25 protein-coding genes are annotated in these 25,604 nt (G+C 71.7%); 9 read left to right on the top strand and 16 right to left on the bottom strand.

Annotation, left to right across the window (positions count from 1 at the left end; genetic code table 11):
* Positions 1 to 25: 25 nt before the first annotated feature.
* From BM076_RS10515 to BM076_RS10460, 12 genes are all read right to left on the bottom strand, one after another.
* Complete coding sequence (locus tag BM076_RS10515; RefSeq protein WP_093713177.1) at positions 26 to 418, bottom strand: YccF domain-containing protein; 393 nt, start codon at positions 416 to 418, stop codon at positions 26 to 28.
* Complete coding sequence (htpX, locus tag BM076_RS10510; RefSeq protein ID WP_093713176.1) at positions 415 to 1,272, bottom strand: zinc metalloprotease HtpX; 858 nt, start codon at positions 1,270 to 1,272, stop codon at positions 415 to 417. Before htpX ends, BM076_RS10515 begins: the two co-directional genes overlap by 4 nt.
* Positions 1,273 to 1,410: 138 nt before the next feature.
* A complete protein-coding gene (locus BM076_RS10505; RefSeq protein ID WP_093713175.1) occupies positions 1,411 to 2,982 on the bottom strand; it encodes an NADH-quinone oxidoreductase subunit N in 1,572 nt (523 codons plus the stop codon).
* A complete protein-coding gene (locus BM076_RS10500; RefSeq protein WP_177246397.1) occupies positions 2,982 to 4,547 on the bottom strand; it encodes a complex I subunit 4 family protein in 1,566 nt (521 codons plus the stop codon). Before BM076_RS10500 ends, BM076_RS10505 begins: the two co-directional genes overlap by 1 nt.
* A 7-nt stretch (positions 4,548 to 4,554) precedes the next feature.
* Positions 4,555 to 6,549 carry an NADH-quinone oxidoreductase subunit 5 family protein gene (locus BM076_RS10495; RefSeq protein WP_093713173.1) on the bottom strand — a complete coding sequence of 665 codons (1,995 nt, stop codon included), beginning with the start codon at positions 6,547 to 6,549 and terminating at the stop codon, positions 4,555 to 4,557.
* Positions 6,546 to 6,950, bottom strand: coding sequence for an NADH-quinone oxidoreductase subunit NuoK (gene nuoK, locus BM076_RS10490; RefSeq protein WP_093713172.1), 405 nt, complete (start codon positions 6,948 to 6,950; stop codon positions 6,546 to 6,548). The genes BM076_RS10495 and nuoK overlap by 4 nt, the downstream gene beginning before the upstream one ends.
* Complete coding sequence (locus BM076_RS10485; protein ID WP_093713171.1) at positions 6,950 to 7,537, bottom strand: NADH-quinone oxidoreductase subunit J family protein; 588 nt, start codon at positions 7,535 to 7,537, stop codon at positions 6,950 to 6,952. Before BM076_RS10485 ends, nuoK begins: the two co-directional genes overlap by 1 nt.
* Entirely contained in the window at positions 7,534 to 8,103 is a 570-nt protein-coding gene (locus BM076_RS10480; RefSeq protein ID WP_093713170.1) for a NuoI/complex I 23 kDa subunit family protein, read from the bottom strand. The genes BM076_RS10485 and BM076_RS10480 overlap by 4 nt, the downstream gene beginning before the upstream one ends.
* A 3-nt stretch (positions 8,104 to 8,106) precedes the next feature.
* The gene (locus tag BM076_RS10475; RefSeq protein WP_093713169.1) at positions 8,107 to 9,069 is read right to left on the bottom strand and encodes a complex I subunit 1/NuoH family protein; all 963 of its coding nucleotides are present in this window, start codon (positions 9,067 to 9,069) and stop codon (positions 8,107 to 8,109) included.
* Positions 9,066 to 10,103, bottom strand: coding sequence for an NADH-quinone oxidoreductase subunit C (locus tag BM076_RS37960; RefSeq protein ID WP_093713168.1), 1,038 nt, complete (start codon positions 10,101 to 10,103; stop codon positions 9,066 to 9,068). Before BM076_RS37960 ends, BM076_RS10475 begins: the two co-directional genes overlap by 4 nt.
* Positions 10,100 to 10,750 carry an NADH-quinone oxidoreductase subunit B gene (locus BM076_RS10465; RefSeq protein ID WP_093713167.1) on the bottom strand — a complete coding sequence of 217 codons (651 nt, stop codon included), beginning with the start codon at positions 10,748 to 10,750 and terminating at the stop codon, positions 10,100 to 10,102. Before BM076_RS10465 ends, BM076_RS37960 begins: the two co-directional genes overlap by 4 nt.
* On the bottom strand, positions 10,741 to 11,109 hold the full coding sequence (locus tag BM076_RS10460; protein WP_245795955.1) for an NADH-quinone oxidoreductase subunit A: 369 nt from the start codon (positions 11,107 to 11,109) through the stop codon (positions 10,741 to 10,743). Before BM076_RS10460 ends, BM076_RS10465 begins: the two co-directional genes overlap by 10 nt.
* Positions 11,110 to 11,357: 248 nt before the next feature.
* On the opposite strand from BM076_RS10460, the gene BM076_RS10455 reads away from it, so the two are divergent.
* Both BM076_RS10455 and BM076_RS10450 read left to right on the top strand, forming a co-directional pair.
* Positions 11,358 to 12,554, top strand: a complete 1,197-nt coding sequence (locus tag BM076_RS10455) for a sensor histidine kinase (protein WP_093713165.1) — start codon at positions 11,358 to 11,360, stop codon at positions 12,552 to 12,554.
* Between the two features lie 132 nt (positions 12,555 to 12,686).
* Positions 12,687 to 14,006 carry a sensor histidine kinase gene (locus BM076_RS10450; RefSeq protein WP_093713164.1) on the top strand — a complete coding sequence of 440 codons (1,320 nt, stop codon included), beginning with the start codon at positions 12,687 to 12,689 and terminating at the stop codon, positions 14,004 to 14,006.
* Positions 14,007 to 14,319: 313 nt separating this feature from the next.
* Here BM076_RS10450 and BM076_RS10445 read toward each other — a convergent pair whose 3' ends face one another.
* Positions 14,320 to 14,739 (bottom strand): hypothetical protein, encoded by a 420-nt coding sequence (locus BM076_RS10445; protein ID WP_218160063.1) that lies wholly within the window; start codon positions 14,737 to 14,739, stop codon positions 14,320 to 14,322.
* A 195-nt stretch (positions 14,740 to 14,934) separates the two neighbouring features.
* Between BM076_RS10445 and BM076_RS10440 the strand changes: the two genes are divergently transcribed.
* On the top strand, positions 14,935 to 15,582 hold the full coding sequence (locus BM076_RS10440; RefSeq protein WP_245795954.1) for a TetR/AcrR family transcriptional regulator: 648 nt from the start codon (positions 14,935 to 14,937) through the stop codon (positions 15,580 to 15,582).
* 104 nt (positions 15,583 to 15,686) lie between these two features.
* Here the strand turns inward: BM076_RS10440 and BM076_RS10435 are convergent, their stop codons facing one another.
* Complete coding sequence (locus BM076_RS10435) at positions 15,687 to 16,655, bottom strand: quinone oxidoreductase family protein (RefSeq protein ID WP_093713161.1); 969 nt, start codon at positions 16,653 to 16,655, stop codon at positions 15,687 to 15,689.
* Between the two features lie 206 nt (positions 16,656 to 16,861).
* Between BM076_RS10435 and BM076_RS10430 the strand changes: the two genes are divergently transcribed.
* The 3 genes from BM076_RS10430 to BM076_RS10420 all read left to right on the top strand — a co-directional run bounded on the left by BM076_RS10430 (position 16,862) and on the right by BM076_RS10420 (position 20,671).
* Positions 16,862 to 17,521, top strand: a complete 660-nt coding sequence (locus BM076_RS10430) for a response regulator transcription factor (RefSeq protein ID WP_093713389.1) — start codon at positions 16,862 to 16,864, stop codon at positions 17,519 to 17,521.
* Between the two features lie 125 nt (positions 17,522 to 17,646).
* Positions 17,647 to 19,614, top strand: coding sequence for a 2-oxoacid:acceptor oxidoreductase subunit alpha (locus BM076_RS10425; protein WP_245795953.1), 1,968 nt, complete (start codon positions 17,647 to 17,649; stop codon positions 19,612 to 19,614).
* On the top strand, positions 19,607 to 20,671 hold the full coding sequence (locus BM076_RS10420; RefSeq protein ID WP_093713159.1) for a 2-oxoacid:ferredoxin oxidoreductase subunit beta: 1,065 nt from the start codon (positions 19,607 to 19,609) through the stop codon (positions 20,669 to 20,671). Before BM076_RS10425 ends, BM076_RS10420 begins: the two co-directional genes overlap by 8 nt.
* Positions 20,672 to 20,829: 158 nt before the next feature.
* On the opposite strand, the gene BM076_RS10415 is transcribed toward BM076_RS10420, so the two are convergent.
* Entirely contained in the window at positions 20,830 to 21,186 is a 357-nt protein-coding gene (locus BM076_RS10415; RefSeq protein ID WP_093713158.1) for a winged helix-turn-helix transcriptional regulator, read from the bottom strand.
* Between the two features lie 106 nt (positions 21,187 to 21,292).
* On the opposite strand from BM076_RS10415, the gene BM076_RS10410 reads away from it, so the two are divergent.
* From BM076_RS10410 to BM076_RS10400, 3 genes are all read left to right on the top strand, one after another.
* The gene (locus BM076_RS10410; protein ID WP_093713157.1) at positions 21,293 to 22,150 is read left to right on the top strand and encodes an NmrA family NAD(P)-binding protein; all 858 of its coding nucleotides are present in this window, start codon (positions 21,293 to 21,295) and stop codon (positions 22,148 to 22,150) included.
* 115 nt (positions 22,151 to 22,265) lie between these two features.
* Complete coding sequence (gene rarD, locus BM076_RS10405) at positions 22,266 to 23,210, top strand: EamA family transporter RarD (RefSeq protein ID WP_093713156.1); 945 nt, start codon at positions 22,266 to 22,268, stop codon at positions 23,208 to 23,210.
* Between the two features lie 167 nt (positions 23,211 to 23,377).
* A complete protein-coding gene (locus BM076_RS10400) occupies positions 23,378 to 24,802 on the top strand; it encodes an Ig-like domain-containing protein (RefSeq protein ID WP_093713155.1) in 1,425 nt (474 codons plus the stop codon).
* 83 nt (positions 24,803 to 24,885) lie between these two features.
* On the opposite strand, the gene BM076_RS10395 is transcribed toward BM076_RS10400, so the two are convergent.
* Entirely contained in the window at positions 24,886 to 25,308 is a 423-nt protein-coding gene (locus BM076_RS10395; RefSeq protein WP_093713154.1) for an ATP-binding protein, read from the bottom strand.
* Positions 25,309 to 25,604 lie beyond the last annotated feature (296 nt).

The raw sequence follows: 25,604 nt of genomic DNA, 5'->3' as shown, positions 1-25,604 counted from the left end.
CCGCACCTCCGCTGGTGAGAGTAGCTCAGCGGGTGGCGAACGGCCGGTCCGTGGGCACGATCTCCTTGCCCAGCGGCATCAGCGACAGCGGGATCAGCTTGAAGTTGGCGATGCCGAACGGGATGCCGATGATCGTCACGCACAGCAGCACACCGGTGACGATGTGGCCGAGCGCCAGCCACCAGCCCGCGAGGATCACCCACAGCACATTGCCGATGAGCGAACCCGCGCCCGCGTCCCGCCGCTCGACGGCGGTGTAGCCGAACGGCCAGAGCGCGAAGATCCCGATCCGGAAGGCGGCGATGCCGAACGGGATGCCGATGATCGTGACGCACAGGAGGAGTCCTGCGAGGAAGTAGCCGAGGCACATCCACAGACCGCAGAGGATGAGCCAGATGATGTTGAGGATCGTCTTCACCGCTGGCCTGCCATGTCTTCGAGGCGGGAGATGCGCTCGGCCATCGGCGGATGGGTCGAGAACAACTTCGAGGCGTCGCCCGGGCGGAAGGGGTTGGCGATCATCATATGGCTGGCGGTCTCCAGGCGGGGCTCGGGCGCCAGAGGTCGTTGCTTGGTGCCCGCGTCCAGCTTGCGCAGCGCGGAGGCCAGCGCGAGCGGGTCGCCGGTGAGCCGGGCCCCGGAGGCGTCCGCCTCGTACTCCCGGGAGCGGGAGACGGCGAGCTGGATGAGGGTGGCGGCCAGCGGGCCCAGGATCATCATCATGAGCATGCCGATGATGCCGGGGCCGTCGTCGTCGTCCGAGCGGCCGACCGGGATCAGCCAGGCGAAATTGACCAGGAACATCACCACGGAGGCCAGCGCGCCCGCGACCGAGGAGATCAGGATGTCCCGGTTGTAGACGTGGCTCAGCTCGTGCCCGAGCACCCCGCGCAGCTCCCGCTCGTCCAGGATGCCGAGGATGCCCTGGGTGCAGCAGACCGCGGCATTGCGCGGATTGCGGCCGGTCGCGAACGCGTTGGGCGCCTCGGTCGGCGAGATGTACAGCCGGGGCATCGGCTCACGGGCGGCCGTGGACAGCTCCCGCACGATCCGGTACAGCTCGGGCGCCTCGAATTCGCTGACCGGACGGGCGCGCATCGCGCGTAGAGCGAGCTTGTCGCTGTTCCAGTACGCGTACGCGTTCGTGCCCAGCGCGACGACCAGCGCCACGATGAGTCCCGTACGGCCGAAGAAGCTGCCGATGACCAGGATGAGGGCCGACAGACCGCCGAGGAGTACGGCGGTCTTCAACCCGTTGTGCCGGCGGTGCACGGTGCGCCCTCCAGATGCGTGCGTCGGGGGGAACCTCTCCCCCTTAGGAGAACCTCCTGTCCAGAACAACGCCACCCGAGCGCCGCTGGTTCCCTCACGCGCACGCAGCGCTACCGCCCCACGGGGATCACCCGCAGGTCACAGGAGCGAGCCCTGGGCGTAGCGCAGGATCAGCTGCGGGGCGCCGGACAGCACGATCCCGGCGGCCGCCGTCAGCGCAATGGCGGCGACGAGGCCGACGGGCGTACGGGACACGGCGGTCGCGCCGCCGTCCGCCGGGAGCTCCGCGAGGGACGCGGAACCCTCGGGCGCGCCCTCCGGGCGGGCGAAGAGCAGCGCCGTCCAGCGCAGGTAGTAGACCAGCGCGATGACGACGTTGACGGCCATGATCACCGCGAGCCAGCCGTGCTGGGCGCCGACCGCGGACGAGAAGACCGCGACCTTCGCGAACAGGCCGATGATGCCGGGTGGCAGCCCGGCCAGGCACAGCAGGAAGAAGCCGAGCGCGAGGGCGGCGGCCGGGCGGGACGCGTACAGGCCGCGGTAGTCGCTCAGCCGGCCCAGCGGCGCGGTGCGCGAGACCAGCGCGGCCACGGCGAAGGCGCCGAGATTGACCACCGCGTACATCAGCGCGTACGCCACGGTGGTGCCGATTTCGTGCGCCGGGCTGTCGGCGTCCGAGGCGGCGGCCAGCGGCACCAGCAGATAACCGGCCTGGCCGATGGAGGACCAGGCCAGCAGGCGTACGGCGCCGCGCTCGACGCCGGGCCGCTGCCGGAGCGCCCCGACGTTGCCGACGGTCATGGTGAGCGCGGCCAGCACGCCGAAGGTCGGGCCCCACACGTCGTCGTAGGGGCGGAAGGCGATCACCGACACCAGGATCAGCCCGGAGAAACCGGCCGCCTTGCCGACCACCGACAGATACGCGGCGACCGGCAGCGGTGCGCCCGCGTAGGTGTCGGGCACCCAGAAGTGAAAAGGCGCCGCGGCGAGTTTGAAGGCGAACCCCACCAGAGTGAGGGCCGCGCCGACCTTCGCCAGGGTGGCGAGCTGCGCGGGCGCGTGGGCGAGGCCGTCCGCGACGGCCGCCAGGTGCAGGGTGCCGGTGGCCGCGTAGACGAAGCTGATGCCGAGCAGCGAGACGGCGGTGGCGGCGACCGAGGACAGGAAGAACTTCAGCGCGGCCTCGCTGGAGAGCCGGTCGCCGCGCCGCAGCCCGACCAGCGCGAAGGCGGGCAGCGTCGTCACCTCAAGGGCGACGATCAGGGTGGCCAGGTCGCGGGAGGCGGGCAGCAGGGCGGCGCCGGCGGCCGAGGACAGCAGCAGGAACCAGTATTCGCCGGCCGGGAGGTCGTCCTGGGTGTTGACCGACAGCAGCGCGGTGAGCAGCGCGCCGCCCAGCACCAGGGCCTGGACGACCAGCGTGAAGTGGTCGGCCGCGTACGAGCAGCCGGCCGTCGCCGTCGCCTGCCCGTCGTGCAGCGGCCGCATCTTCTCGTCGGTGAGGCAGAAGGTGGCGTGCCGGCCGGCCCGCAGCGGGATCAGGCTGAGCGCGGCGAGCGCGAGGCCGCCGACGGTGACCCAGGCGAGCAGCTCCTTGCGCTCCTTGGGCAGGAACAGGTCGGCGACCAGCACCGCGACGGCGAGGACGGCCGGGATGGCGGCGGGGGCGAGCGCCGTCCAGTCGACGGACTGCACGAGGGACGGCATCAGTTGCCTCCGAGGAGGGTGTGCACGGCCGGATCGGTGAGGCCGAGCAGGACGGCGGGCCACAGGCCCGCCAGGACGGTGAGCGCCGCCAGCGGTGTCCAGGCGGCGAATTCGTACCCGCGCACGTCGGCGAGCGCGGGCTGCGCGTCGACGGTCCCGCGGTCGCCCATGCAGACCCGGCGGACCACGACCAGCAGATACGCGGCGGTCAGCAGGGTGCCGAAGGCGGCGACGGCGGTGAAGGTCAGATACGCGGGGCGGCTGAGCCCGTCGGCGGGTTTGAAGGCGCCGAACACCGACAGCATCTCGCCCCAGAAGCCGGCCAGGCCCGGCAGTCCGAGGGAGGCGACGGCCGCGAAGGCGACCAAGCCGCCGAGGCGCGGCGCCCTGCCGTACAGGGCGGCGCCGGTGCGGCCCGCGAGGGTGTCGAGGTCGCTGGAGCCGTAGCGGTCCTTGACCGCGCCGACCAGGAAGAACAGCAGGCCGGTGATCAGGCCGTGGGCGATGTTGGCGAACAGCGCGCCATTGACGCCGGTCGGGGTCATGGAAGCGATGCCGAGCAGCACGAAGCCCATGTGGCCGACCGAGGAGTACGCGATCAGCCGCTTGAGGTCGCCGCCGTTGCCCTGCCGGGCCAGCGCCAGGCAGGCCAGCGATCCGTAGACGATGCCGACGACGGCGAAGGCGGCCAGATACGGCGCGAAGGTGTGCATGCCGTCCGGCGCCATCGGCAGCACGATCCGGACCAGGCCGTAGGTGCCCATCTTCAGCAGCACGCCCGCCAGCAGGACGGAGCCGACGGTCGGGGCGGCGGTGTGGGCGTCCGGCAGCCAGCTGTGCAGCGGCCACATCGGGGCCTTCACGGCCAGGCCGACGCCGATCGCGAGGACCGCCAGCAACTGCGTGGAGTGACTGAGCGATGACCCGTTGTCAGTGGCGAGTGCCACCATGTCGAATGTGCCCGCCTTCACCCCGATGAGGAGCAGGCCCAGCAGCATGATCACCGAGCCGAGGAGGGTGTAGACGATGAAGCGCAGCGCGGACTTCTCCCGTTCCCCGCCGCCCCAGCGGGCGATGAGGAAGTACATCGGGATGAGGACCATTTCGAAGGCGAGGAAGAACAGCATCAGGTCGAGCACGGCGAAGGTCGCGAGCGTGCCGCCCTCCAGGAGGAGGAGCAGCGCGACGAACGCCTTGGGGCTCGGGCCCTCGGGCATTTTGAAGTAGCTGTAGAGCGCGCAGAGGAAGGTCAGCAGCGCGGTCAGGACGAGGAGGGGGAGCGAGATGCCGTCGACACCGAGGTGGAGATGGATCCTGAGTGCGGAGATCCAGTTGAGGTCCGTGGTGGCCTGCATCTTCGCGGGGTGGTCGTGGTCGAAGCCGGCCGCGAGGACGATCGCCAGGACGAGGACGGCGCCGGTGACGGTGACGCCGTGGCGCAGTACGGCCTGGTCGGGGCCGCGGCCCTTGAGGCCGGGCGGCGCCGGGAGCAGGGCGCCGACCGCGCCGAGCAGCGGCAGGACCAGGAGCGCCGCGAGGACGTACTGAAGGGCGGTGTCGTTCACTTCGGGCTCAGCCTCCGACGGCGACGAGGACGGCGAGGACGACCGCACCGGCCAGCAGCGCGCTGAGGTAGGTCTGGATGTTTCCGGTCTGGGCCTTGCGGACGGCCGCGCCCAGCAGCCGCGGCGCGCCGCCCGCGCCGCGGACGTAGGTCTCGATGACGTCGCGGTCCAGGAAGCGGACGAGCTGGGCGGCGGCCAGCACGGGCCGGACGAACAGCGCGCCGTACAGGGCGTCGAGGTGGAAGCCGTGGGCCGCGTGCCGGTGCAGCCTGCCCAGCAGCAGGCGGCCCGGGTCGCCGGGGTCGTCGGCGGCGGCGATGTCGCCGTAGACCTCTTCGTGGGTGGCGATGGCCTCGGCCTCGACGAGGGCGGGTTCGGCGTCCGCGTCGCCCTCGGCGGTGACGACGGCGCCGGCCGGGACGGCGAGCCGGGTGGCGGCGACGGCCTTCCAGGCGCCGTAGGTGATCAGGACGCCGACCAGGGCGAGGCCGGTGCCGAGGACGGAGGTGAGCAGGGTCGGGCCGAGCGGGGCGCCGCCGAACCAGTCGGGCAGCTCGCGGTAGGCCAGGCCGCCGAAGGCGATGGTCGGAACGGCCAGCACCCACAGGACGCTGGTCATGACGACCGGCTGCCTGCCGTGGTCGGGGGCGTCCGGGCCGCTGCCGCGGAAGGCCAGCAGGAACAGGCGGGTGGCGTATCCGGCGGTCAGGACGGCGGCGGCCAGACCCGCGACGAAGACGGTCCAGCCGACGGCCTGCGGGACGTGCGCGGTGTCGCCCGCGGAGGCGTGCTCGGCGGCGCGCAGCACGGACTCCTTGGAGAAGAAGCCGGACAGCGGGGGGAGGGCCGCGAGGGCGGCGAGCGCGATGCCCATCGTCCACATGGCGTCGGGGACGCGCTTGGCGAGCGACCCGGTGCGGGACATCGTGGTGAGCGAGTTGGTGCCGGCGGCGTGGATGACGACGCCCGCGCCGAGGAAGAGCAGCGCCTTGAAGGCGCCGTGCGACAGGAGGTGGAAGACGGCGGCGTCGCGGTCGCCGACGGCCAGGGCGGCGGCCATGTAGCCGAGCTGGCCGATGGTGGAGTAGGCGAGCACCCGCTTGATGTCGTCCTGGGCGAGGGCGGCCAGGCCCGAGCCGATCATGGTGACGGCGGCCATCGCGGCCAGTACGGCCAGGGCGGCGGCGGACGCGGTGAACACCGGCAGCAGCCTGGCCACCAGGTAGATACCGGCCGCGACCATGGTGGCGGCGTGGATCAGCGCGGACACCGGGGTGGGGCCGGCCATCGCGTCGGGCAGCCAGGTGTGCAGCGGGAACTGCGCGGACTTGCCCGCGACACCGGCGAGCAGCAGCAGCGCGATCACCGTCGGGTGGTGCAGCTGCCCGTGGGTGGCGGCGGTGAGGATGCCGTTGATCCGGAAGGTTCCGGCGTCGGCGGCGAGCGCGAACACCCCGATGAGGAAGGGGACGTCGCCGAGCTTGGTGACCAGGAACGCCTTGATCGACGCCGACCTGGCGGTCTCGGTCTCCCAGTAGTGCCCGACCAGGAAGTACGAGCAGATGCCCATGATCTCCCAGCCGACCAGCAGCACCATCAGGTCGCCGGAGTAGACGACCAGGAACATGGCGGCGGTGAACAGCGAGACGAGCGCGGCGTACGACGGATAGCGCGGGTCGTCGCGCAGATAGGCGGTGGAGTAGAGCTGGACGCAGGTGGCGACGAGGCCGACGAGCACGGCGATCAGGACGGCGAAGCCGTCCAGGTGCAGCGCCAGGTAGATGGGGGCCGAGCCGGTGTCGGCGAGCTTGTGGGCGGCGTCGGTGGGGTCGCCGGTGCCCTGGCGGGCGGCGACGACCGCGGCCAGCACGAAGGACGTGGCGGTGGGCAGCACGGCCAGCGGGCGGACGAAGCCGGGGGCGCGGCGGCCGAGCAGCAGTCCGGCGGCGGCGCCCAGGAAGGGCAGCAGGGGGACGAGCGCGGCAAGGGCGGTCAGGGTCACGCGGTGGCCTCGGCGTTCTGGTCGGCGGCCGTGCCGTCGGCGGCGCCCGCTCCGGACGCGGTGCCGTCACCGTGCCCGGGCGCGCCGTGTTCCGGGGGCTCGGCGAGGTCGGTGAGCCGGTCGACGTCGGAGCTGCCGCGGTTGCGGTAGACAAGCAGCACGATCGCCAGGCCGAGGCCGATCTCGGCGGCGGCGATGGTGATGGTGAACAGCGTCAGGGCCTGGCCGGAGTGGACGACGTCGCGCAGCCAGACGTCGAAGGCGACCAGATTGAGATTGACGGCGTTGAGCATCAGCTCGACGGACATCAGGACGAGGATCGCGTTGCGGCGGGCGAGGACGCCGTAGACGCCGACGCAGAAGAGGAGGACGGCCAGGACCGCGGGGTAGGCGAGGTGCATCAGCTCTTCTCCTTGCCCGTGCCGGATGTGCTGCCGGCTCCGGCGGATTCGCCGTCGCGGCGGGACAGCACGATCGCGCCGACCAGGGCGGCGAGCAGCAGCACCGACAGCGCCTCGAAGGGCAGCACCCAGTGCCGGAAGAGGCTCTCGCCGGTGGCGTGCGAGGAGCCCTGCACGACGCCGTGCAGATCGACCCAGGTGGAGCGGAAGGCGTCCACGACCACCCACACCAGGGTGACCGCGGCGGCGGCCGCGACGCCGAGGGCGACCCAGCGGTTCTCGGAGTCGGCGTCCGGGGAGCGGCCGATGGGCGCCTTGGTGAGCATCAGTCCGAACAGCAGCAGGACGACGACGGAGCCGACGTAGATCAGCACCTGCACCCAGGCGATGAACTCGGCGGTCAGCAGCAGGTATTCGACGGCGAGGCCGCCGAGGGCGACGACCAGCCACAGCGCGGCGTGCACGAGCTGCCGGGTGGTGACGGTCAGCAAGGCGGCGCCGAGGGTGGCCAGGCCCACCAGGACGAAGGTGATCTCGACGCCGGTCGGGGAGAGGAAGCCGGGGTGGTGGGCGGCGACGTGGTTCATGCCGGGGCCTCCCCGTCGGTGCCCGCGGCTTGTGCCGCCTGCCGGGCGGCCTCGGCCTTCTCCGCGGCCTTGCGGGCGGCGGCGATCTCCTTGGGCTCCTCGGCCGCCGGGTCCAGCGCGGGCGGCGCGGGCACCGTCCACATCCATTCGCGCAGCTTGTCGCGCTCGTGGGTGAGGTCGAGGATGTCGGTCTCGGCGTACTCGAACTCCGGCGACCAGAACAGCGCGTCGAAGGGGCACACCTCGATGCAGATGCCGCAGTACATGCACAGCGAGAAGTCGATGGCGAAGCGGTCCAGGACGTTGCGGCTGCGCTCGCGCCCGCCCGGCGTGGCGGCCGGGGTCGTCTCCTTGTGGGAGTCGATGTAGATGCACCAGTCGGGGCATTCGCGGGCGCACAGCATGCAGACCGTGCAGTTCTCCTCGAACAGCGCGATGACGCCGCGCGAGCGCGGCGGCAGTTCGGGGAGCGCGTCCGGGTACTGGTCGGTGACGGAACGCTTCGTCATGGTCCGCAGGGTGACGGCCAGGCCCTTGGCGAGGCCGGCTCCGGGGATGGGGGCCATGGCTTAGGAGATCACCACCTTGACGACGCCGGTCAGGGCGATCTGGGCGAGGGAGAGCGGGATGAGGACGGTCCAGGCGAGCTTTTGCAGCTGGTCCTCGCGCAGCCGTGGGTAGCTGACCCGGAGCCAGATCACGACGAAGGCGAGGGCCGCGGTCTTGACCAGGGTCCACAGCCAGCCGAGGCCGTCGGACCACGGGCCGTGCCAGCCGCCGAGGAACAGGACGGTGGTCAGCGCGCACAGCACGACGATGCCGGCGTACTCGGCGAGCAGGAACAGCGCGAAGCGCAGGCCGGTGTACTCGGTGTACGCGCCGAAGATGATCTCGGAGTCGGCGACGGGCATGTCGAACGGGGGCCGCTGGAGTTCGGCCAGGCCCGCGGTGAAGAAGACCAGGCCGCCGACGATCTGCCAGGGCGTCCACCACCAGTGGTACGACTCGACGATGCCCGGCAGCGAGAGGGTGCCGGCCGCCATCGCCACGGAGGCGGCGGTGAGGAGCATCGGCAGCTCGTACGCCATCAGCTGGGCGGCGGTGCGCAGGCCGCCGAGCAGCGAGAATTTGTTGGCCGAGGCCCAGCCGGCGATCAGGGAGCCGAGGACGCCGACGCCCATCACGGCCAGTACGAAGAACAGGCCCGCGTCCAGGGCCTGCCCGACGAAGCCGTCCGGGCCGACCGGGATCGCGATCAGCACCACCAGATACGGCAGCAGCGCGATCGCCGGCGCGAGCTGGAAGATTCTCCGGTCCGCCTCGGCCGGTACGACGTCCTCCTTCTGCGCGAACTTCACGCCGTCCGCCACCAGCTGGGCCCACCCGTGGAACCCACCGGCGTACATCGGCCCGAGCCGCCCCTGCATGTGCGCCATCACCTTGTGCTCGGTCTGCCCGACGAGCAGCGGAAACACCAGGAACACGACGAGCACGCCCACGAGGCGAAGCAGCACATCAAGGGTGTCGTTCACGCCCCCTCACCCCCTTCGCCCACGGCGGGCTTGTGCGCAGGCCCGCCTTCGCCTGCGGCGGGCTTGTGCGCGGGCGCGGACTCGCCGCCCGCTGCGGGCTCTTCGCCTGCGGCGGGCTCGGTCGGCGGCGCGGCTTTGCCCGCGGCCGGACTTTCGCCTGCGGCGGGCGACTCGCTCGCGGCGGGCTTTTCCGCAGGCGCGGGATCTTCGGCTGCCGCGGGCTCGGTCTGCGGCTCCTGCGGTTGTTCCCACGGGGCGTCCGGGACGCGTTTGCGCGGGGGCGCCGCGGGGGCGGGCGGGGGTGTCTGGCTCGCGGAGCCTTCGGAAGCCGAGCGGGTACGACGGGGCGGGCGCTCGCCGGGGGCCGCGGTCTGGCTGGCGGAGCCTTCCGTTGCGGTGCGGGTGCGGCGGGGCGGGCGCTCGCCCGGGGGGGCGGTTTTGCGGGGCGGGCGGGCGGGGGGTGGGGGGAGTTGGCCCTTCTGGGGGCCCCAGTCGTTGGGGTCGGGGACGCCCGGGGGCTGCATCTGGCGGCGCTTGGGCCCGCCGTCGTGGGACTCCCCCGGCTCCTTGGCGCCCGGCCACGCCTTGGCGACGCGGGCGGCCAGGACGAAGTCCTTGCGCAGGGGGTGCCCCTCGAACTCCTCGGGCAAGAGGAGGGGCGCCAGGCCGGGGTGCCCGGGGAAGTCGACGCCGAACATCTCGTGGGTCTCGCGCTCGTGCCAGGCGGCACCGGCGTACAGGCCGGTGGCGGTCGGCAGGGCGGCGGCCTCGTGCGGCACGGTCGTCCGCAGCAGCAGCCGGCGCACCCCGCCGTCGAGGGCGACGACATGCGCGCAGACCCGGAAGCCGGTGCCGGGTTCGTCGACCGCGCTCAGCCAGTCGAAGTACGTGCAGCCGAGGGTGTCGCGCGCGGCGGTCAGCGCCGCGATCCACTCACCGGGCGGCACGTCGACCGTCAGCAGGTCGTACGCCTCCTGCGCGACGGCGCCCTCGCCGAAGATCTCCGCGGCCTCGCGCGGCAGCCACCCCGTCACCGCGCCCCCTCCGACGGCGAGGCGGGCGGAGCGGGCGGCGTGACCAGGCCGCTGGTCAGCGCGGCGGCCGAGGGCCGGGAGCCCCCCGCGCCGGAGGCGGCACCGTACCGCTCCCCCAGCGACTCCCGCGCGATCTTCTCCTGGAGCTTGAGGATGCCCTGGAGCAGCGCCTCGGGCCGCGGCGGGCAGCCGGGCACGTACACGTCCACCGGGATGATCTGGTCGACGCCCTTGGTGACGGAGTACGAGTCCCAGTACGGGCCGCCGCAGTTGGAGCAGGCGCCGAAGGAGATCACGTACTTCGGCTCCGGCATCTGCTCGTAGAGCCGCTTGACCGCGGGCGCCATCTTGTCCGTGACGGTGCCGGAGACGACCATCAGGTCGGCCTGGCGCGGCCCGGGCGCGAACGGGATCACGCCGAGCCGGATGAAGTCGTGCCGGGACATGGACGCGGCGATGAACTCGATGGCGCAGCAGGCGAGGCCGAAGTTGAAGACCCACAGGCTGTAGCGGCGGCCCCAGTTGAGCACCACCTTCATCGGCTCCGGCGCCAGCCGGGACAGCACGCCGAGCCTGCGCGGCTCGGGCAGCACCTCCGGCACGACAGGAGAAGCGGTGGGGACGGTCACGGCCGGGTTCACGTCCATTCCAGGACGCCCTTCTTCCATGCGTAGAGCAGCCCGACCGCGAGGAAGCCGATGAAGACGAACATCTCCACCAGCGTCGTCGCGCCGAAGCCGGGCGCGGCGAAGACCGTGGCCCACGGGAACAGGAAGATCGCGTCGACGGCGAAGATGACGTACAGGAAGGAGTACACGTAGTACTTGATCTGCGTGTGCGCCCAGCCCTCCCCCACCGGGTCGACCCCGCACTCGTAGGTGAGCATCTTCTCGCGCGTCGGCACGACGGGCCGCAACAGGCGGCCGGACGCGAAGGCGACGGTCACGAAGAGCACGCCGACGACCGCGACCAGGCCGACGACCGAGTAGCCGTGGAAGTAGTCCACGTCCGTAGTCCGCCCCTCGTTCACTCGTTGACCCGTGGTGTCCAGCGATCCTTGTGGATCTTTAGACGATCTATACGGAGGGAGTCTAGGCCCTGGCTTCACAGGGATACGCCCCCCGTGTCGGTGGCGATGCCGGTGACAACCCCACCGTCCTGGGGACAACCCCCACCGTCCTGGGGATAACCCCACCCTCGCCCGGCCTACGCACCCCATGGCGCGGTCGTGCCGTTCACCGGCAGGCTTGAGCCATGAACACCTCGTCCGCGTCCCGCCACCCCGTCGCACCGGAAAAGCTGCCGCCCGTGCGGTTCGCCTACGACCGTGTGACGTGGAAGGAGATCGGGTACCTGCTGCTGAACCTGCCGGTGTCGATCATCGGCTTCGTCTACGTGGTGACCGTGATCACGGTGGGCGCGGGCCTGTCGATCACGGTGATCGGACTGCCCCTGCTGGCGTACGGGCTGGCCGGCTGCCGGCTGCTGGGCCGGCTGGAGCGCAGCCGGGCCCGTGATCTGCTGGGCGTGCGCGTCGAGGAGCCGCGGCCGATGCGGACCGGCACCTTCGGCTTCCTGCCGTGGCTGTGGGCGTCGCTGAAGGACCCGGTGGCGTGGCGGACCGGCCTCTACTACGGGATCCGGCTGCCGTGGGGCATCCTCACCTTCACCCTGACGCTGGTGTCGCTGTTCGTGCTGTGGCCGGTGCTGCCCTTCATCGCCCGCGGGCTGACGACCGTCGACCGGGCGATGGTGCGCGGGCTGCTCCAGCCCTCGGACCAGCTGGAGCGGCGGATCGCGGAGCTGGAGTCGGGCCGCGGGGTCGTGGTGGACACCGCCGCCGCCGATCTGCGCCGCATCGAGCGGGATCTGCACGACGGCGCCCAGGCCCGCCTGGTGGCCCTCGCGATGGACCTGGGCCTGGCCCGGGAGAAGCTGCTGGAGGACCCGGAGGCGGCGGCCAGGATGGTCGGCGAGGCGCACGGCGAGGTGAAGGTGGCCCTTCAGGAGCTGCGCGACCTGGCCCGCGGCATCCATCCGGCGATCCTCACCGACCGCGGCCTGGACGCGGCCCTGTCGTCGGTGGCGTCCCGCTGCACGGTGCCGGTCGCGGTGACCGTGGACCTGCCCGCGCGGCCCGCGGAGGCGATCGAGGGCATCGCGTACTTCACCGTCTCCGAGCTGCTGCAGAACGTCAGCAAGCACAGCCGGGCCCGGCAGGCGTCGGTGGACGTGTGGCGTACGGACGACCGGCTGATGGTGCAGGTACGGGACGACGGGCGGGGCGGCGCCGATGTGTCGGGCGGCTCGGGCCTGGCCGGGCTCGGTGAGCGGCTGCGCTCGGTGGACGGGCTCTTCGTGGTCAGCTCGCCGGTCGCGGGGCCGACCGTGGTGACGGCCGAACTGCCGTGGCGCGACCGGGAGTTCCGCCGCGACACGGCCCGCCGCTGAGACCTCCCGCCGGGGCGGGCGGTAGGGCTAACCCCACCCCGAGGACGCCGATCCGCACCATGGGCGCGGGCGCGCGATCCGGCCACTCTTGAGGTACGGAAGAGAAGAAGAAGCAGAGGGGACGGACCGACCATGGCTTACGGCATCCCGCCGGCCGGGCGCGAGCGCGAGCACCGCCTGCCGCCGGCGCTGCGCGCCCCGTTCGAGGCGCGCACATGGCGCGAGTTCGGCTACCTGCTGCTGAATCTGCCGATGGGCATCACCGGCTTCGTCTGGACCGTGACGATGTTCTCGCTCGGCGCCGGCCTGCTGATCACTTTCATCGGGCTGCCGGTGCTGGTGCTGGCGCTGGGCGGCTGCCGGGCGATCGGCTCGGTCGAACGGTCCCGGGCCCGCTCGATGCTCTGGCTCGACGTGGAGAACCCGCGCCCTGTACGCGCCAAGGGCGGCCTGCTCGCCCGGCTGGGCGCGCAGCTCGGCAGCGGCGTCAACTGGCGGCACGCCCTCTACACGCTGCTGCACTTCCCGTGGGGCGTCTTCACCTTCTCCGTCGCGATCAGCTTCTTCACGTACGGCTGGGGGCTGCTCACCTATCCACTGTGGCGGTGGGTCTTCCCGGTCTACTTCGGGCAGGACGGCCTCCAGATCTACGGCAGCGACGACGGCCGGCACGGCTGGTGGCTGCACACCCCGCTGGACATGGCGCTCAGCGTCGCCGTCGGCGGCACCCTCGTCCTCACCATGCCCTGGGTGGTCCGGGGGATGGCGCACGTCGACCGCGTCCTCGTCTCCGGACTCCTCGGGCCGTCCCGGCTGGCCGACCGCGTCACGGAGCTGGAGTCCGACCGGGGGGTCGTCGTCGACACCGCGGCGGCCGATCTGCGGCGGATCGAGCGGGATCTGCACGACGGTGCGCAGGCGCGCCTGGTCGCGCTCGCCATGGACCTCGGCCTCGCCAAGGAGAAGCTGCTGGAGGACCCGAGCGCGGGGGCTCTCATGGTCGAGGAGGCGCATGGCGAGGTGAAGATCGCGCTTCAGGAATTGCGGGATCTGGCGCGCGGGATCCATCCCGCGATTCTCACCGACCGGGGGCTCGGGCCGGCTCTGTCCGCCGTGGCGGCGCGGTGCACGGTGCCGGTTTCCGTGACCGTGGATCTGCCGGCGCGGCCGGTGCCCGCGATCGAGGGGATCGCGTACTTCACCGTCTCGGAGCTTTTGCAGAACGTCAGCAAGCACAGTGGCGCTTCGCGCGCCAGCGTCGATGTCTGGCGGGCCGACGACCGCCTCATGATGCAGGTCATCGACAACGGTCGCGGTGGTGCCGCCCTTTCCGGCGGCTCCGGTCTCGCCGGCCTCGCCGAGCGGCTCGACTCCGTCGACGGGATCCTCGCCGTCGACTCCCCCGCCGGCGGCCCCACCCACATCACCACCGAACTCCCCTGGCGGGCGTAGCCCGCCACCCCGCCCCCGCGGAGAAGGGCGCCCTCCTGCGGAGTGCGGTGCCCGAGGTCTCGCTCCTGCGGAGGACGGTAACCCTCAGGGGCGCGGGGAACTGCGCGCTCAGCCCACGCCGGGGCGCAGGAAAAAAACCGCCCCCAGCGGGGCAGACGCTGTTGTTTTTGCGACCACCGGCCGGTGGGGGCTGAGCGCGCAGTTCCCCGCGCCCCTAAAAGACCTGACTCACCGCACTCCGCAGGAGACCTCACGCGCCCCACCCCCCGGAGGGGCACCGCACTCCGCACGGTGCGGGTACGGAGGGCGCGGGTTAGGCGCAGATGAGGTCCCGTACTCCTTGGAAAGCGGCGAACTCGTCGCGCTGCTCGACAGGAAGCTGGTACGCGGCAGCGGTGATCTTGGGGACGGAGGGGATCACGGTGAGCCGGAAGGACTGCCCGTCCGTCGTGGCGACGTGGAACCGCCCTTGGAGGTCCCGCTTCTTCACCGCTCCGCGGTTCGCATCGGTGATGGTCACCGGAGACCCGGCGACGATCGCCCCGTTCTCCTCGTCGACCGGAAGAATCACCAGCTCGGTGCTGCCGGGCCGGAAGCCCACCGCGTAGTTGTAGACGGTGGTGCTGCGGAAGACGACGAAGTTCTTCTGCTTCATGTCCGAGGCGTAGACCTTGGTGTAGCTGCCGCCGTCCGGCACGGCCGCGTCGAAAGCGGCGTGTATCGCCGCTTTCATCTCTTCTTTGCTCGCCACTGTGCTTCCTCACGCTCTGGAGCCCTGACCTTGAGGGCGTTGACTGTACAGCCGGTCAATGGAAAATCCCAACCTCAACGGCCGCCTCCGCAAGGGGAGTTGGCGGGTGGGGTAACAATGGGGGCGGTGCCAGGGTTGTCCCGGGCGGGCGGGGAGGACGAGCAGGGAGGAGACGGGGTGTCGCCACGATCGGCGGAGGCCAACGAGGAATTGCGGGGCCGGTCGCGGGAGCGGATCCTCGCGGCGGCCCTGGCGGTCTTCGCGGAGAAGGGTTTCCACGACGCCACGGTCTCGGAGATCACCGCGCGGGCCGGGGTGTCCCGGGGGCTGCTCACGTACTACTTCCCCGGCAAGCAGAGCCTGGTGGACGAGCTGCTCGACCGTTACCTGGACGAGGTGGCCGCCGTCCTGGACGTGACCGGCGGCCCGGACGAGCGGCTGGCGGCGGTCATCGACGGCATCGTGCGTACGGCGGCGACGACGGTGCCGGTGCAGCGGATGGCGCTCAGCCTCGTGGTGAACCCGGCCACGCACCCGCGGTTCGCGGCGGCCGAGGCGCGCAAGGAGGAGCGGGTGGTGGCCCTGGAGGACGGCCTGCGCGAGCTGTTCGCCGCGCGCGGGGCGGAGGATCCCGCGCTGGAGGAAGTGCTGCTGCGCAGCGTCCTGGAGGGCGTCATCTTCAAGATCGCGGTCTACGCCGAGGAATATCCGGTCGAGGCCGTCCGCCGCCGCCTCCACGCGATGTACGACCTGCCGTCACCCGCCACCGACCTCTTCCCCGGCCGCCCCAGGCCGGACCGCATGCGGGCTTCGCGCTTGCCGTAGCGCGTCGGGAAACAGACAGCGTCTGCCCAGCTGGGGACGGCTTTTTGTCTGCACCCCCACGGTGGCTGGTCGCAGTTCCCCGCGCCCCTACGGGGCAGCCCCTTTCAGGCGATGGCCAAAAGCACCTTTCCGCGGCTCGTGCCCTCCTCCAGGGCGTGGTGGGCCTGGAAGGCCGCGGCGAGCGAGAGTTCGGCGGTGACGTCGAGGCGGATGGCTCCGGAGGCGAGGAGGGAGAGGGCGGCGAGGGCGTGGCCGCGGACGACGGACGGGGCCCGGCGGCCGAGATCGCCGATGTTGTAGCCGGAGAGGGAACGATTCTGCTTCCACAGCGGGAGGACCGGCAGCGACAGGTCGGGCTCGCGGGCGGCGTCGCCGTAGACGACGACACGCCCGAAGGGGGCGAGGACGTCGAGGCTCGCGAGCCGGGTGCGGCCGCCGACCGGGTCGAGGACGACGTCGACCTCGGTGCCGGTCGCGGCCAGGTCGGCCGGGAAGGTGTCCCGCAGCAGCACCGCGTCGTAGCCGAACCGCTTGGCGTACTCCGCCTTCTCCGGGGTGCGGACCGTGCCGTGGACGGCGGCGGCGCCCAGCGCCCGGGCGATCTGGGCGGCGGCCGAGCCGACCCCGCCGGCGGCGGCGTGGATGAGAACGGAGTCCCCGGCGGTGAGCCGCGCGGCCCCGGCGAGGACGCCGTACGCGGTGGTGAGGACGAGCGCGGCGCCGCCGCCGTCGCGCAGCGAGATCCCGTCGAGCGGGAAGGCGAAGTCGGCGGGCGCGACGGCGTATTCGGCGTATCCGCCGCCGTCGGGCAGGTAGGCGGCGACGTGGTCGCCGAGGGCCAGCCCGGCCACGTCGTCGCCGAGCGCGGCGATCTCGCCGGAGACCTCCATACCGGGCACCGTGATCCCGTCCGGCGGACCGAAGTCGCCGAGCCGGTGCTGCACTTCGCCGTAGTTGACGCCCGCGTACGCGACGCGGATCAGCACCTGTCCCGGTCCGGGTTCGGGGACGGGGAGTTCCACCGGCCGCAGCACCTCGGGACCACCGTTGACGTCGAAACCGACCGCGCGCACACGCTCTCCTCTTGCCCTGTGTCGTATCCGTACTTGTGCCCGTACGTGTGTCCGTACGTGGGTCCGTCGAGCCGCTCTCGTACGACCCGTGCCGGACCCGCGGGCGCAACCTTGCCCGCTGGAACCGTATTCCCCATGACCGCGTCGATGCTGGGATGCTGGGGAAGACAGGGTCGTTACGGGGGCTGGAACGGGTGGAGGACAAGGTGCGGGTGGTCATCGCCGAGGATTCGGTACTGCTTCGGGAGGGCCTGACCCGGCTGCTGACCGACCGGGGCCACGACGTGGTCGCCGGTGTCGGTGACGCCGAGGCGCTGATCAAGGTCGTCCGGGAGCTGGCGGACGAGGGCGCGGCGCCCGACGTGGTGGTGGCGGACGTCCGGATGCCGCCCACGCACACCGACGAGGGGGTGCGGGCGGCGGTGCGGCTGCGCAAGGACTACCCGGACATCGGGGTGCTGGTGCTGTCGCAGTACGTGGAGGAGCAGTACGCGACGGAGCTGCTGGCGGGCAGCAGCCGCGGGGTGGGCTATCTGCTCAAGGACCGGGTGGCCGAGGTCCGCGAGTTCGTGGACGCGGTGGTGCGGGTCGCCGAGGGCGGCACCGCGCTGGACCCGGAGGTGGTGGCGCAGCTGCTGGGCCGCAGCCGCAAGCAGGACGTGCTGGCCGGGCTGACGCCGCGCGAGCGCGAGGTGCTGGGGCTGATGGCCGAGGGCCGGACGAATTCGGCGGTCGCCAAGCAGCTGGTGGTCAGCGACGGAGCGGTCGAGAAGCACGTCAGCAACATCTTCCTGAAGCTGGGCCTGGCGCCGAGTGACGGGGATCACCGTCGCGTCCTGGCGGTCCTCACCTACCTGAACTCCTGATTTGTTGACACTCTGTCTAACAGTACGTCGGGCGGTCGCATCCACATTCCGGGACGTACGGGGAAGGCGACCCTTACCGACGTACGATGACCGGTGAGCCGCCGCCTCGAGGGAGGTCCGTTTCAGTGACCAGCCAGGTCAGCAGCAGCAGCTCCGCGACCGCGGAGCCGCCAGCGCAGGAGCCGTCGCATCCGCCGGTGATCGGTGACGTCCTCGGCGAACAGCGCAAACCGGTGAAGGAGACGAGGCGCCTGGACCGGGTGATCATCCGCTTCGCGGGTGACTCCGGGGACGGGATGCAGCTCACCGGGGACCGTTTCACCTCGGAGACCGCGTCCTTCGGGAACGATCTCTCGACCCTGCCGAACTTCCCGGCCGAGATCCGCGCCCCCGCAGGCACCCTGCCGGGGGTGTCGTCGTTCCAGCTGCACTTCGCCGACCACGACATCCTCACCCCCGGCGACGCGCCCGACGTGCTGGTGGCGATGAACCCCGCCGCGCTGAAGGCGAACATCGCGGACCTGCCCCGCGGCGCCGAGATCATCGTGAACACGGACGAGTTCACCAAGCGCGCGATGGCGAAGGTCGGCTACGCCGCCAGCCCGTTGGACGACGGGTCGCTGGAGGCGTACGCGGTGCACCCGGTGCCGCTGACCACGCTGACGGTGGAGGCGCTCAAGGACAGCGGTCTGGCCCGCAAGGACGCCGAACGGGCGAAGAACATGTTCGCGCTCGGCCTGCTGTCGTGGATGTACCACCGGCCGACCGAGGGCACCGAGTCCTTCCTGCGCAAGAAGTTCGCGAAGAAGCCGGACATCGCCGAGGCGAATGTCACCGCCTTCCGCGCGGGCTGGAACTTCGGCGAGACGACCGAGGACTTCGCGGTCAACTACGAGGTGCAGCCCGCCTCCAGCGCCTTCCCGGCCGGCACCTACCGCAACATCTCCGGGAATCTGGCGCTCGCGTACGGCCTGGTCGCCGCCGGCCAGCGCAGCGAACTGCCGCTGTTCCTCGGCTCGTACCCGATCACCCCGGCCTCGGACATCCTGCACGAGCTGAGCCGGCACAAGAATTTCGGTGTGCGCACCTTCCAGGCCGAGGACGAGATCGCCGCCATCGGCGCGGCGCTCGGCGCGGCCTTCGGCGGCTCGCTGGCGCTGACCACGACCTCAGGCCCCGGTGTGGCGCTGAAGTCGGAGACGATCGGCCTGGCCGTCAGTCTCGAACTGCCGCTGCTGATCATCGACATCCAGCGCGGCGGCCCGTCCACCGGCCTGCCGACCAAGACCGAGCAGTCCGACCTGCTCCAGGCGATGTACGGACGCAACGGCGAGGCCCCGGTGCCGGTCGTGGCGCCCTGCACCCCGGCCGACTGCTTCGACGCGGCCCTGGAGGCGGCGCGCATCGCGCTGACCTACCGCACCCCGGTCATGCTGCTCTCCGACGGCTATCTGGCCAACGGCTCCGAGCCCTGGCGCATCCCGGACGTGGAGGACCTGCCGGACCTGCGGGTACGGTTCGCGACCGCGCCCAACCACACGGCCGCGGACGGCAGCGAGGAATTCTGGCCGTATCTGCGCGACCCGGAGACGCTGGCCCGCCCCTGGGCGGTGCCCGGCACGCCCGGCCTCGAACACCGCATCGGCGGCATCGAGAAGCAGGACGGCACCGGCAACATCTCGTACGACCCGGCCAACCACGACTTCATGACCCGCACCCGGCAGGCCAAGATCGACGGCGTCCAGGTGCCGGACGTCGTGGTCGACGACCCCGGCGGCGCCGCGCGCACCCTGGTGATCGGCTGGGGTTCGACGTACGGGCCGATCACAGCGGCCGTCCGGCGGATCCGGCGTGAGGGCGGCTCGATCGCCCAGGCGCACCTGCGCCACCTCAACCCCTTCCCGGCCAATCTCGGGGAGGTCCTGCGGGCCTACGACAAGGTCGTGGTGCCCGAGATGAACCTCGGCCAGCTCGCCCACCTCCTGCGGGCGAAGTATCTGGTCGACGCCCATTCATACACGCAGGTCACGGGGCTGCCGTTCAAGTCCGAGCAGCTCGCGAAGGCTCTCGTGGAGGAGAGTGCGAATGATTGAGGCGCTGTCGCTGGTGCCCAAGGCCGAGGCGAAGCAGTCGATGAAGGACTTCAAGTCCGACCAGGAAGTGCGGTGGTGCCCCGGCTGCGGGGACTACGCGATCCTGGCGGCGGTCCAGTCCTTCATGCCGGAGCTGGGCCTGGCCCGCGAGAACGTGGTGTTCGTGTCCGGGATCGGGTGCTCGTCCCGCTTCCCGTACTACATGAACACCTACGGCATGCACTCCATCCACGGCCGCGCCCCGGCCATCGCCACCGGGCTCGCGAGCTCGCGCCGCGACCTGAGCGTGTGGGTGGTCACCGGTGACGGCGACGCCCTCTCGATCGGCGGCAATCACCTGATCCACGCGCTGCGGCGCAACGTCAACCTCAAGATCCTGCTGTTCAACAACCGGATCTACGGGCTCACCAAGGGGCAGTACAGCCCCACCTCCGAGGTCGGCAAGATCACCAAGTCGACGCCGATGGGGTCGCTGGACGCGCCCTTCAACCCGGTGTCGCTGGCGATCGGCGCCGAGGCGTCCTTCGTGGCCCGGACCGTCGACTCCGACCGCAAGCACCTCCAGTCGGTGCTGCGGGCCGCCGCCGAGCACTCGGGCACCGCGCTGGTGGAGATCTACCAGAACTGCAACATCTTCAACGACGGTGCTTTCGAGGTCCTGAAGGACCGGGAGTCGGCGCTGGACGCCGTCATCCGGCTCGAACACGGCGAGCCGATCCGTTTCGGCGCGCCCGCCGAGGACGGTCTCGGCTCCAAGGGCGTCGTCCGCGACCCCGCCACGGGTGACCTGAAGGTCATCGACGTCACGGTGGAGGGCGCCGCGGGGGTGCTCGTCCACGACGCTCATGCGGCTTCGCCTACGACGGCCTTCGCCCTGTCCCGGCTCGCCGACGCCGACACCTTGCACCACACGCCGATCGGCGTTCTCCGGGACGTCTCCCGGCCCGTCTACGACACGGAGATGGCCGAGCAGCTCGAAAAGGCCGTTGTCCAGCAGGGCAAGGGCGACCTTGCGAGCTTGCTCGCCGGTCGTGACACCTGGACTGTCGTCGGCTAGTCCGACGAAGGGTGCCCCGTCAGGGGCGCGGGGAACTGCGCGACCAGCCACGACGATGGCTGTACGTCACCACCGGCCCCAGAGGGGCAGATCGGTTGTCTTCGGACCACCGGCCCGGTGGGGGTTGAGCGCGCAGTTCCCCGCGCCCCTAAAAGACCTCAGGCCGCGCCTGACGCCGAGGCGTCGTAGGACTCGCGGGCCGCGAGGACCTCCTGGGCATGGGTGGCCGTCCATTCGGACAGTGACCGTACGCGGGAGGCGGCCTCCTCGCCGAGAGGGGTGAGGGAGTAGGTGACGTGCGGGGGGATGACGGGCAGGGCCCGGCGGAGGACGAAGCCGTCACGTTCGAGAGTCCGCAGCGTCTGCGTGAGCATCTTCTCCGTGACGATCCCGATCGACCGCCGCAATTCGCTGAAGCGACGGGTACGGCCACCGTGCAGCTCGATGAGGACGAGAACGCCCCACCGGCTGGTGACATGTTCGAGGATCCCCCGCTCGGGGCAACTTGCGTCCATGTGGGTACCTTACTTCAAGGTGGGTACTTTCCCGAGGTTAGTGCCCGGCGTACGGTGAGTGAGTCACGCCGTAAGCCGCACACAGCACAAACAGGGAGAAAAAGACATGAGCTTCGTCGTCACCGGAGCCACCGGCCACCTCGGCCGCCTCGTCATCGACGAGCTGCTCACCCGCGTCCCCGCAGGGGACATCGCCGCGGTTGTCCGCGACGCGGACAAGGCCGCCGACCTCGCCGCGCGGGGCGTCGAGCTGCGGGTGGCGGACTACAGCCGCCCCGAGACGCTGAAGGACGCCTTCCACGCGGGCGACCGCGTGCTGCTGATCTCGGGCAGCGAGGTCGGCAAGCGCGTCCCGCAGCACGCGGCCGTGGCGGACGCCGCGAAGGAGGCCGGCGTGGCGCTGCTGGCGTACACAGGGGTGCTCGGCGGCCCGGACGCCGACTTCGCGCTGGCGGACGAGCACAAGGCGACCGAGACGCACATCCTGGGCACGGGCGTGCCGTACACCTTCCTGCGCAACGGCTGGTACACCGAGGTGTTCTCCGAGAACCTGGCCCCGGTGCTGGAGCACGGCGCCGTCGTGGCCAACGCGGGCGACGGCCGGGTCGCCTCGGCCGCCCGCGCGGACTACGCCGCCGCCGCGGCCGCCGTCCTGACCGGCGAGGGCCACGAGAACACGGCGTACGAGCTGAGCGGCGACGTCGCGTGGAGCTTCGCCGAGTACGCGGCGCTGGTCGGCGAGCTGACCGGCCGGGACATCGCGTACAACAACGTGCCGGGCGAGACCCGCAAGGGGATCCTGGTCGGCGCGGGCCTCCCCGCGGGCTTCGCCGACATCCTGGTGGACGTCGACTACGCCATCGAGCGCGGCCTGCTGGCCCGCACCAGCGGCGACCTGTCCCGCCTCATCGGCCGCCCGACCACCCCGCTGCGCGACACCCTGGCGGCGGCCCTCGCCTCCTGACCCCGGGGACCCGTACCGGCCTGTCATGACCGTGGAGTGGAACGGACATGACAGGCCGGTACGGGTCCCGCTACCGTCGCGTCAGCGGGGTGGAGCGGCGGCGGGAGGGGTCCGGATGAACGAGCAGCGCGTGGGACTGGTCTACGGTTTCGCCGCGTACGGCATGTGGGGCCTGTTCCCGCTGTTCTGGCCGCTGCTGGAGCCGGCCGGGGCGATGGAGATCCTGGCCCACCGCATGGTGTGGTCGCTCGTCGTGGTCACCGTGATCCTGCTGGTACTGCGCCGCTGGGCGTGGATCTCCGCGCTGGTGCGGCAGCCGAGGAAGCTGGGGCTGGTCGCGCTCGCCGCGACCGTCGTCTCCGTCAACTGGGGCATGTACATCTGGGGCGTCAACTCCGGCCATGTGGTGGAGACCTCGCTCGGCTACTTCATCAATCCGCTGGTCACCATCGGGCTCGGGGTCCTCGTGCTGCACGAGCGGCTGCGCCCGGCGCAGTGGGTGGCGGTCGGTATCGGCGCGCTCGCCGTCGTGGTGCTCGCGATCGGATACGGGCGGCTGCCGTGGGTCGCGCTGACCCTGGCCTTCTCCTTCGGCGCCTATGGGCTGGTGAAGAAGCAGATCAATATGGGCGGGCTCGAATCGCTTGCCGCCGAGACGTCCGTGCAGTTCCTGCCCGCGCTGGCTTTTCTGGTCGTGCTCGGCGCCCGTGGTGACTCGACCTTCACCCATCACGGCCCGGACCACGCCGCCCTGCTCGCCACTTGCGGCCTCGTCACGGCGATCCCGCTGATCTGCTTCGGCATGTCCGCGACGCGGCTGCCCTTGTCGACCATCGGTCTGATGCAGTACCTCGCGCCGGTCTTCCAGTTCCTCATCGGCGTCCTCCACTTCCACGAAGCGATGCCCGCCGAGCGCTGGGCGGGCTTCCTCCTCGTCTGGTCCGCCCTCGTCCTCCTCACCTGGGACGCCCTCCGCACCGCCCGCGGCTTCCGCACCCGGGTGCCCCTCTCCCCCACAGAGGTGGCCGCTCCCTCTCCCGCGGAAAAGGGTGCCCGATAGGGGCGCCCACTTCCGCAGGGGTGCGGGTACGCCGGATGGGTGGAGGGGAAGGGCCGGGCGGGCGATGTGCGGCGCCGTACCGGTTGCGGTATTTGACGATGGGTCATCCGGAAGGACGTACGCGGCCGGCGTCAGGGCCGGCCCGTCCGACGTACAGGAGACCCGCCGTGCGCAAGCCCCTCACCAGAAGAAAGGCCCGCGCGCTGCTCGCCGCCGCGACGGCCGCCCTCGTGATCCCGCTGACAGCGGGCGTCGCCGCCGCCGCGGGCTCCTCGTACGGCACCTGGAGCACGGGCGGCACCCTGCACGTCCCGGTGACCGGCTTCCCGGACGCGACCTGGACCACGAACAGCAACACGCCGTCGACCCCGTCCGGCGCCTCCACCTTCCTCAACGACTCCACGCCCTTCGGCGCGGCGTACGGCAGTTCGCGCGGCCAGAACTACCTGGCGCTGCGCTCGGCGCCGGGCGGCGCCGACTCCACGACGACCGTCACCTTCGCCGCCGCGACCCCGGTCGGCTGGGGCTTCACCCTGGGCGACGTGGACGCCGACACCGTGCGGGTCAGCGCGACCGGCCCCGGCGGCGTCCCGCTGACGACGGCGCAACTCGGCTTCCAGTCGTCGTTCAACTACTGCCAGGGCACGCCGAAGCCGTCCTCCTGCACCGGCAGCGGCCCCTTCACCGATCAGCCCACCTGGGACGCCGGAAGCGCGACCCTGGTCGGCTCGGGCACCGACACCAGCGGCGGCGCCGGCTGGTTCCGCCCGACCGTGCCGGTCACCTCGCTGACCATGACCTTCCACGTCCTGACCGGCATCCCCATCTACCAGGTCTGGATGGCCGCCCCCAGCGCCGACATCAGCGGCCGGGTCGTCTCCGACTGCGGCATCCCGCCGGGCACCGAGGTGCGGCTGCGCACCGCGACGGGCGCCGCCGTCACCGACTCCTCCGGCCAGCCGGTGACCGCCGCCGTCGACGCCGACGGCGGCTACTCCTTCTCCGACGTCGGCACCGCCCGCTACCGCGTCGAACTGCCGGTGCCCGCCGGATACACCGCGAGCGGCCCGACGAGCCGCACGGCCGACACCACCAACGGTGACGTCGAGGGCGCCGACTTCCGGATCGGCTGCACGCCCGAGCCCGAACCGCCGGTCGTCGTGCCGGAGAACAGCGGCCCGGTGGTCATCCCGATCATCCCCGAGCGTGACCCGGACACCCCGGTGATCGTCCCCGAGCCGCCGGACCACGGCACGGTCGACGTCGAGGGCGACCACCTCGTCTACACGCCGGACAAGGGCTACACCGGCACGGACTCCTTCATCTACGAGGTGACGACAAAGGACGGCGGCCACAAATTCGTGAAGGTGGCGATCGACGTCGTCAAGCCGAAGCCCAAGCCCACGCCGACCCCGACGCCCAAGCCGTCGTACGCTCCCCCGGCCAACCACCCGGCGCCCCAGCAGACCGGCCCCGAACTGGCCAACACCGGAGCGGACGGTTCCACCGACACGGCGCTCGCGCTGATCGCCGCCGGGCTGCTCGGTACCGGTGCCGTCACCGTCCTCGCCGCCCGCAGGCGCCGCCGCTGACCCGTTCGTACGCGCGCCGTACGCACACCCCCGCGCCCGCCGGACCCCGTGTCCGGCGGGCGCGGTCGTGTCCGGGGGCCGCCTCAGTCGGCCGCCCGGCCGCACTCGGCCCACACCATCTTGCCGACGCCCTCCCGGTCCCCGACGCCCCAACGGCCGGGCCCGGCAACGGCGTTCACCAGCGCGAGGCCGCGTCCGGACTCGTCGTCCTCCGCCGCCGCCCGCACCTCGGGCCGCCCGTCCCCCGCGTCGTGCACCTCGATGCGTACGCCGCCCGCCGTCCGTACGTACCGCGTCTGTACGTCCCGCCCCGCGACCCGCGCGTGCACCACGGCGTTCGTGAATAACTCCGAGAGGACGAGTACCGCCGGGTCCGTCAGGTCCTCCATCCCCCACCCTTTGAGGGCGGCCTCCAACTCGTGCCGGGCGCGCCCGACCGAACGTGGCGTACGCGGCCACAGCCGCGCCACGACTCCGGCCTCGACGCCGGACGGTTCCTTGTGCATGGGGTGCCTTTCGCTTGTCGGCGGGTGCCACGCGGATACGGCGGACGCCGGGGCCCCGTGTCGCCACGCCGGGGCCCCGGCGGAGGACACTCCCGGGCGCCCACGGGGGAGGGCGTCGCCTGGGGTCCTCAGCCCCCGCCGGCCAGGCGCGGCAGCCTGTCCGGCGGGAATCGGTTGAAGGCGTGACGGTTCGTCACACCCCTGCGCACTCAGTGCGAACTAGCGCGTAGTTTGAGGGTAGGCTCACGTTGCGCTAGTCCGCAACCGAATCCACCGCATAAATGCGGTCGGGCGCA

This window comes from Actinacidiphila alni (genome assembly GCF_900112845.1).
GTDB classification, from domain to species: domain Bacteria; phylum Actinomycetota; class Actinomycetes; order Streptomycetales; family Streptomycetaceae; genus Actinacidiphila; species Actinacidiphila alni.
The sequence above is the reverse complement of the archived record's forward strand: the minus strand, read 5'-3'. Positions and strand labels throughout refer to the sequence as shown.

Excerpts from the sequence above, each read along its gene's own strand:
- BM076_RS10505 (WP_093713175.1), bottom strand. The coding sequence starts at position 2,982 with ATGCCGTCCCTCGTGCAGTCCGTCGACTGGACGGCGCTCGCCCCCGCC.
- nuoK (WP_093713172.1), bottom strand. The coding sequence starts at position 6,950 with ATGCACCTCGCCTACCCCGCGGTCCTGGCCGTCCTCCTCTTCTGCGTC.
- BM076_RS10485 (WP_093713171.1), bottom strand. The coding sequence starts at position 7,537 with ATGAACCACGTCGCCGCCCACCACCCCGGCTTCCTCTCCCCGACCGGC.
- BM076_RS10480 (WP_093713170.1), bottom strand. The coding sequence starts at position 8,103 with ATGGCCCCCATCCCCGGAGCCGGCCTCGCCAAGGGCCTGGCCGTCACC.
- BM076_RS10465 (WP_093713167.1), bottom strand. The coding sequence starts at position 10,750 with ATGGACGTGAACCCGGCCGTGACCGTCCCCACCGCTTCTCCTGTCGTG.
- BM076_RS10455 (WP_093713165.1), top strand. The coding sequence starts at position 11,358 with ATGAACACCTCGTCCGCGTCCCGCCACCCCGTCGCACCGGAAAAGCTG.
- BM076_RS10450 (WP_093713164.1), top strand. The coding sequence starts at position 12,687 with ATGGCTTACGGCATCCCGCCGGCCGGGCGCGAGCGCGAGCACCGCCTG.
- BM076_RS10445 (WP_218160063.1), bottom strand. The coding sequence starts at position 14,739 with ATGAAAGCGGCGATACACGCCGCTTTCGACGCGGCCGTGCCGGACGGC.
- BM076_RS10420 (WP_093713159.1), top strand. The coding sequence starts at position 19,607 with ATGATTGAGGCGCTGTCGCTGGTGCCCAAGGCCGAGGCGAAGCAGTCG.
- BM076_RS10415 (WP_093713158.1), bottom strand. The coding sequence starts at position 21,186 with ATGGACGCAAGTTGCCCCGAGCGGGGGATCCTCGAACATGTCACCAGC.
- BM076_RS10410 (WP_093713157.1), top strand. The coding sequence starts at position 21,293 with ATGAGCTTCGTCGTCACCGGAGCCACCGGCCACCTCGGCCGCCTCGTC.
- rarD (WP_093713156.1), top strand. The coding sequence starts at position 22,266 with ATGAACGAGCAGCGCGTGGGACTGGTCTACGGTTTCGCCGCGTACGGC.
- BM076_RS10395 (WP_093713154.1), bottom strand. The coding sequence starts at position 25,308 with ATGCACAAGGAACCGTCCGGCGTCGAGGCCGGAGTCGTGGCGCGGCTG.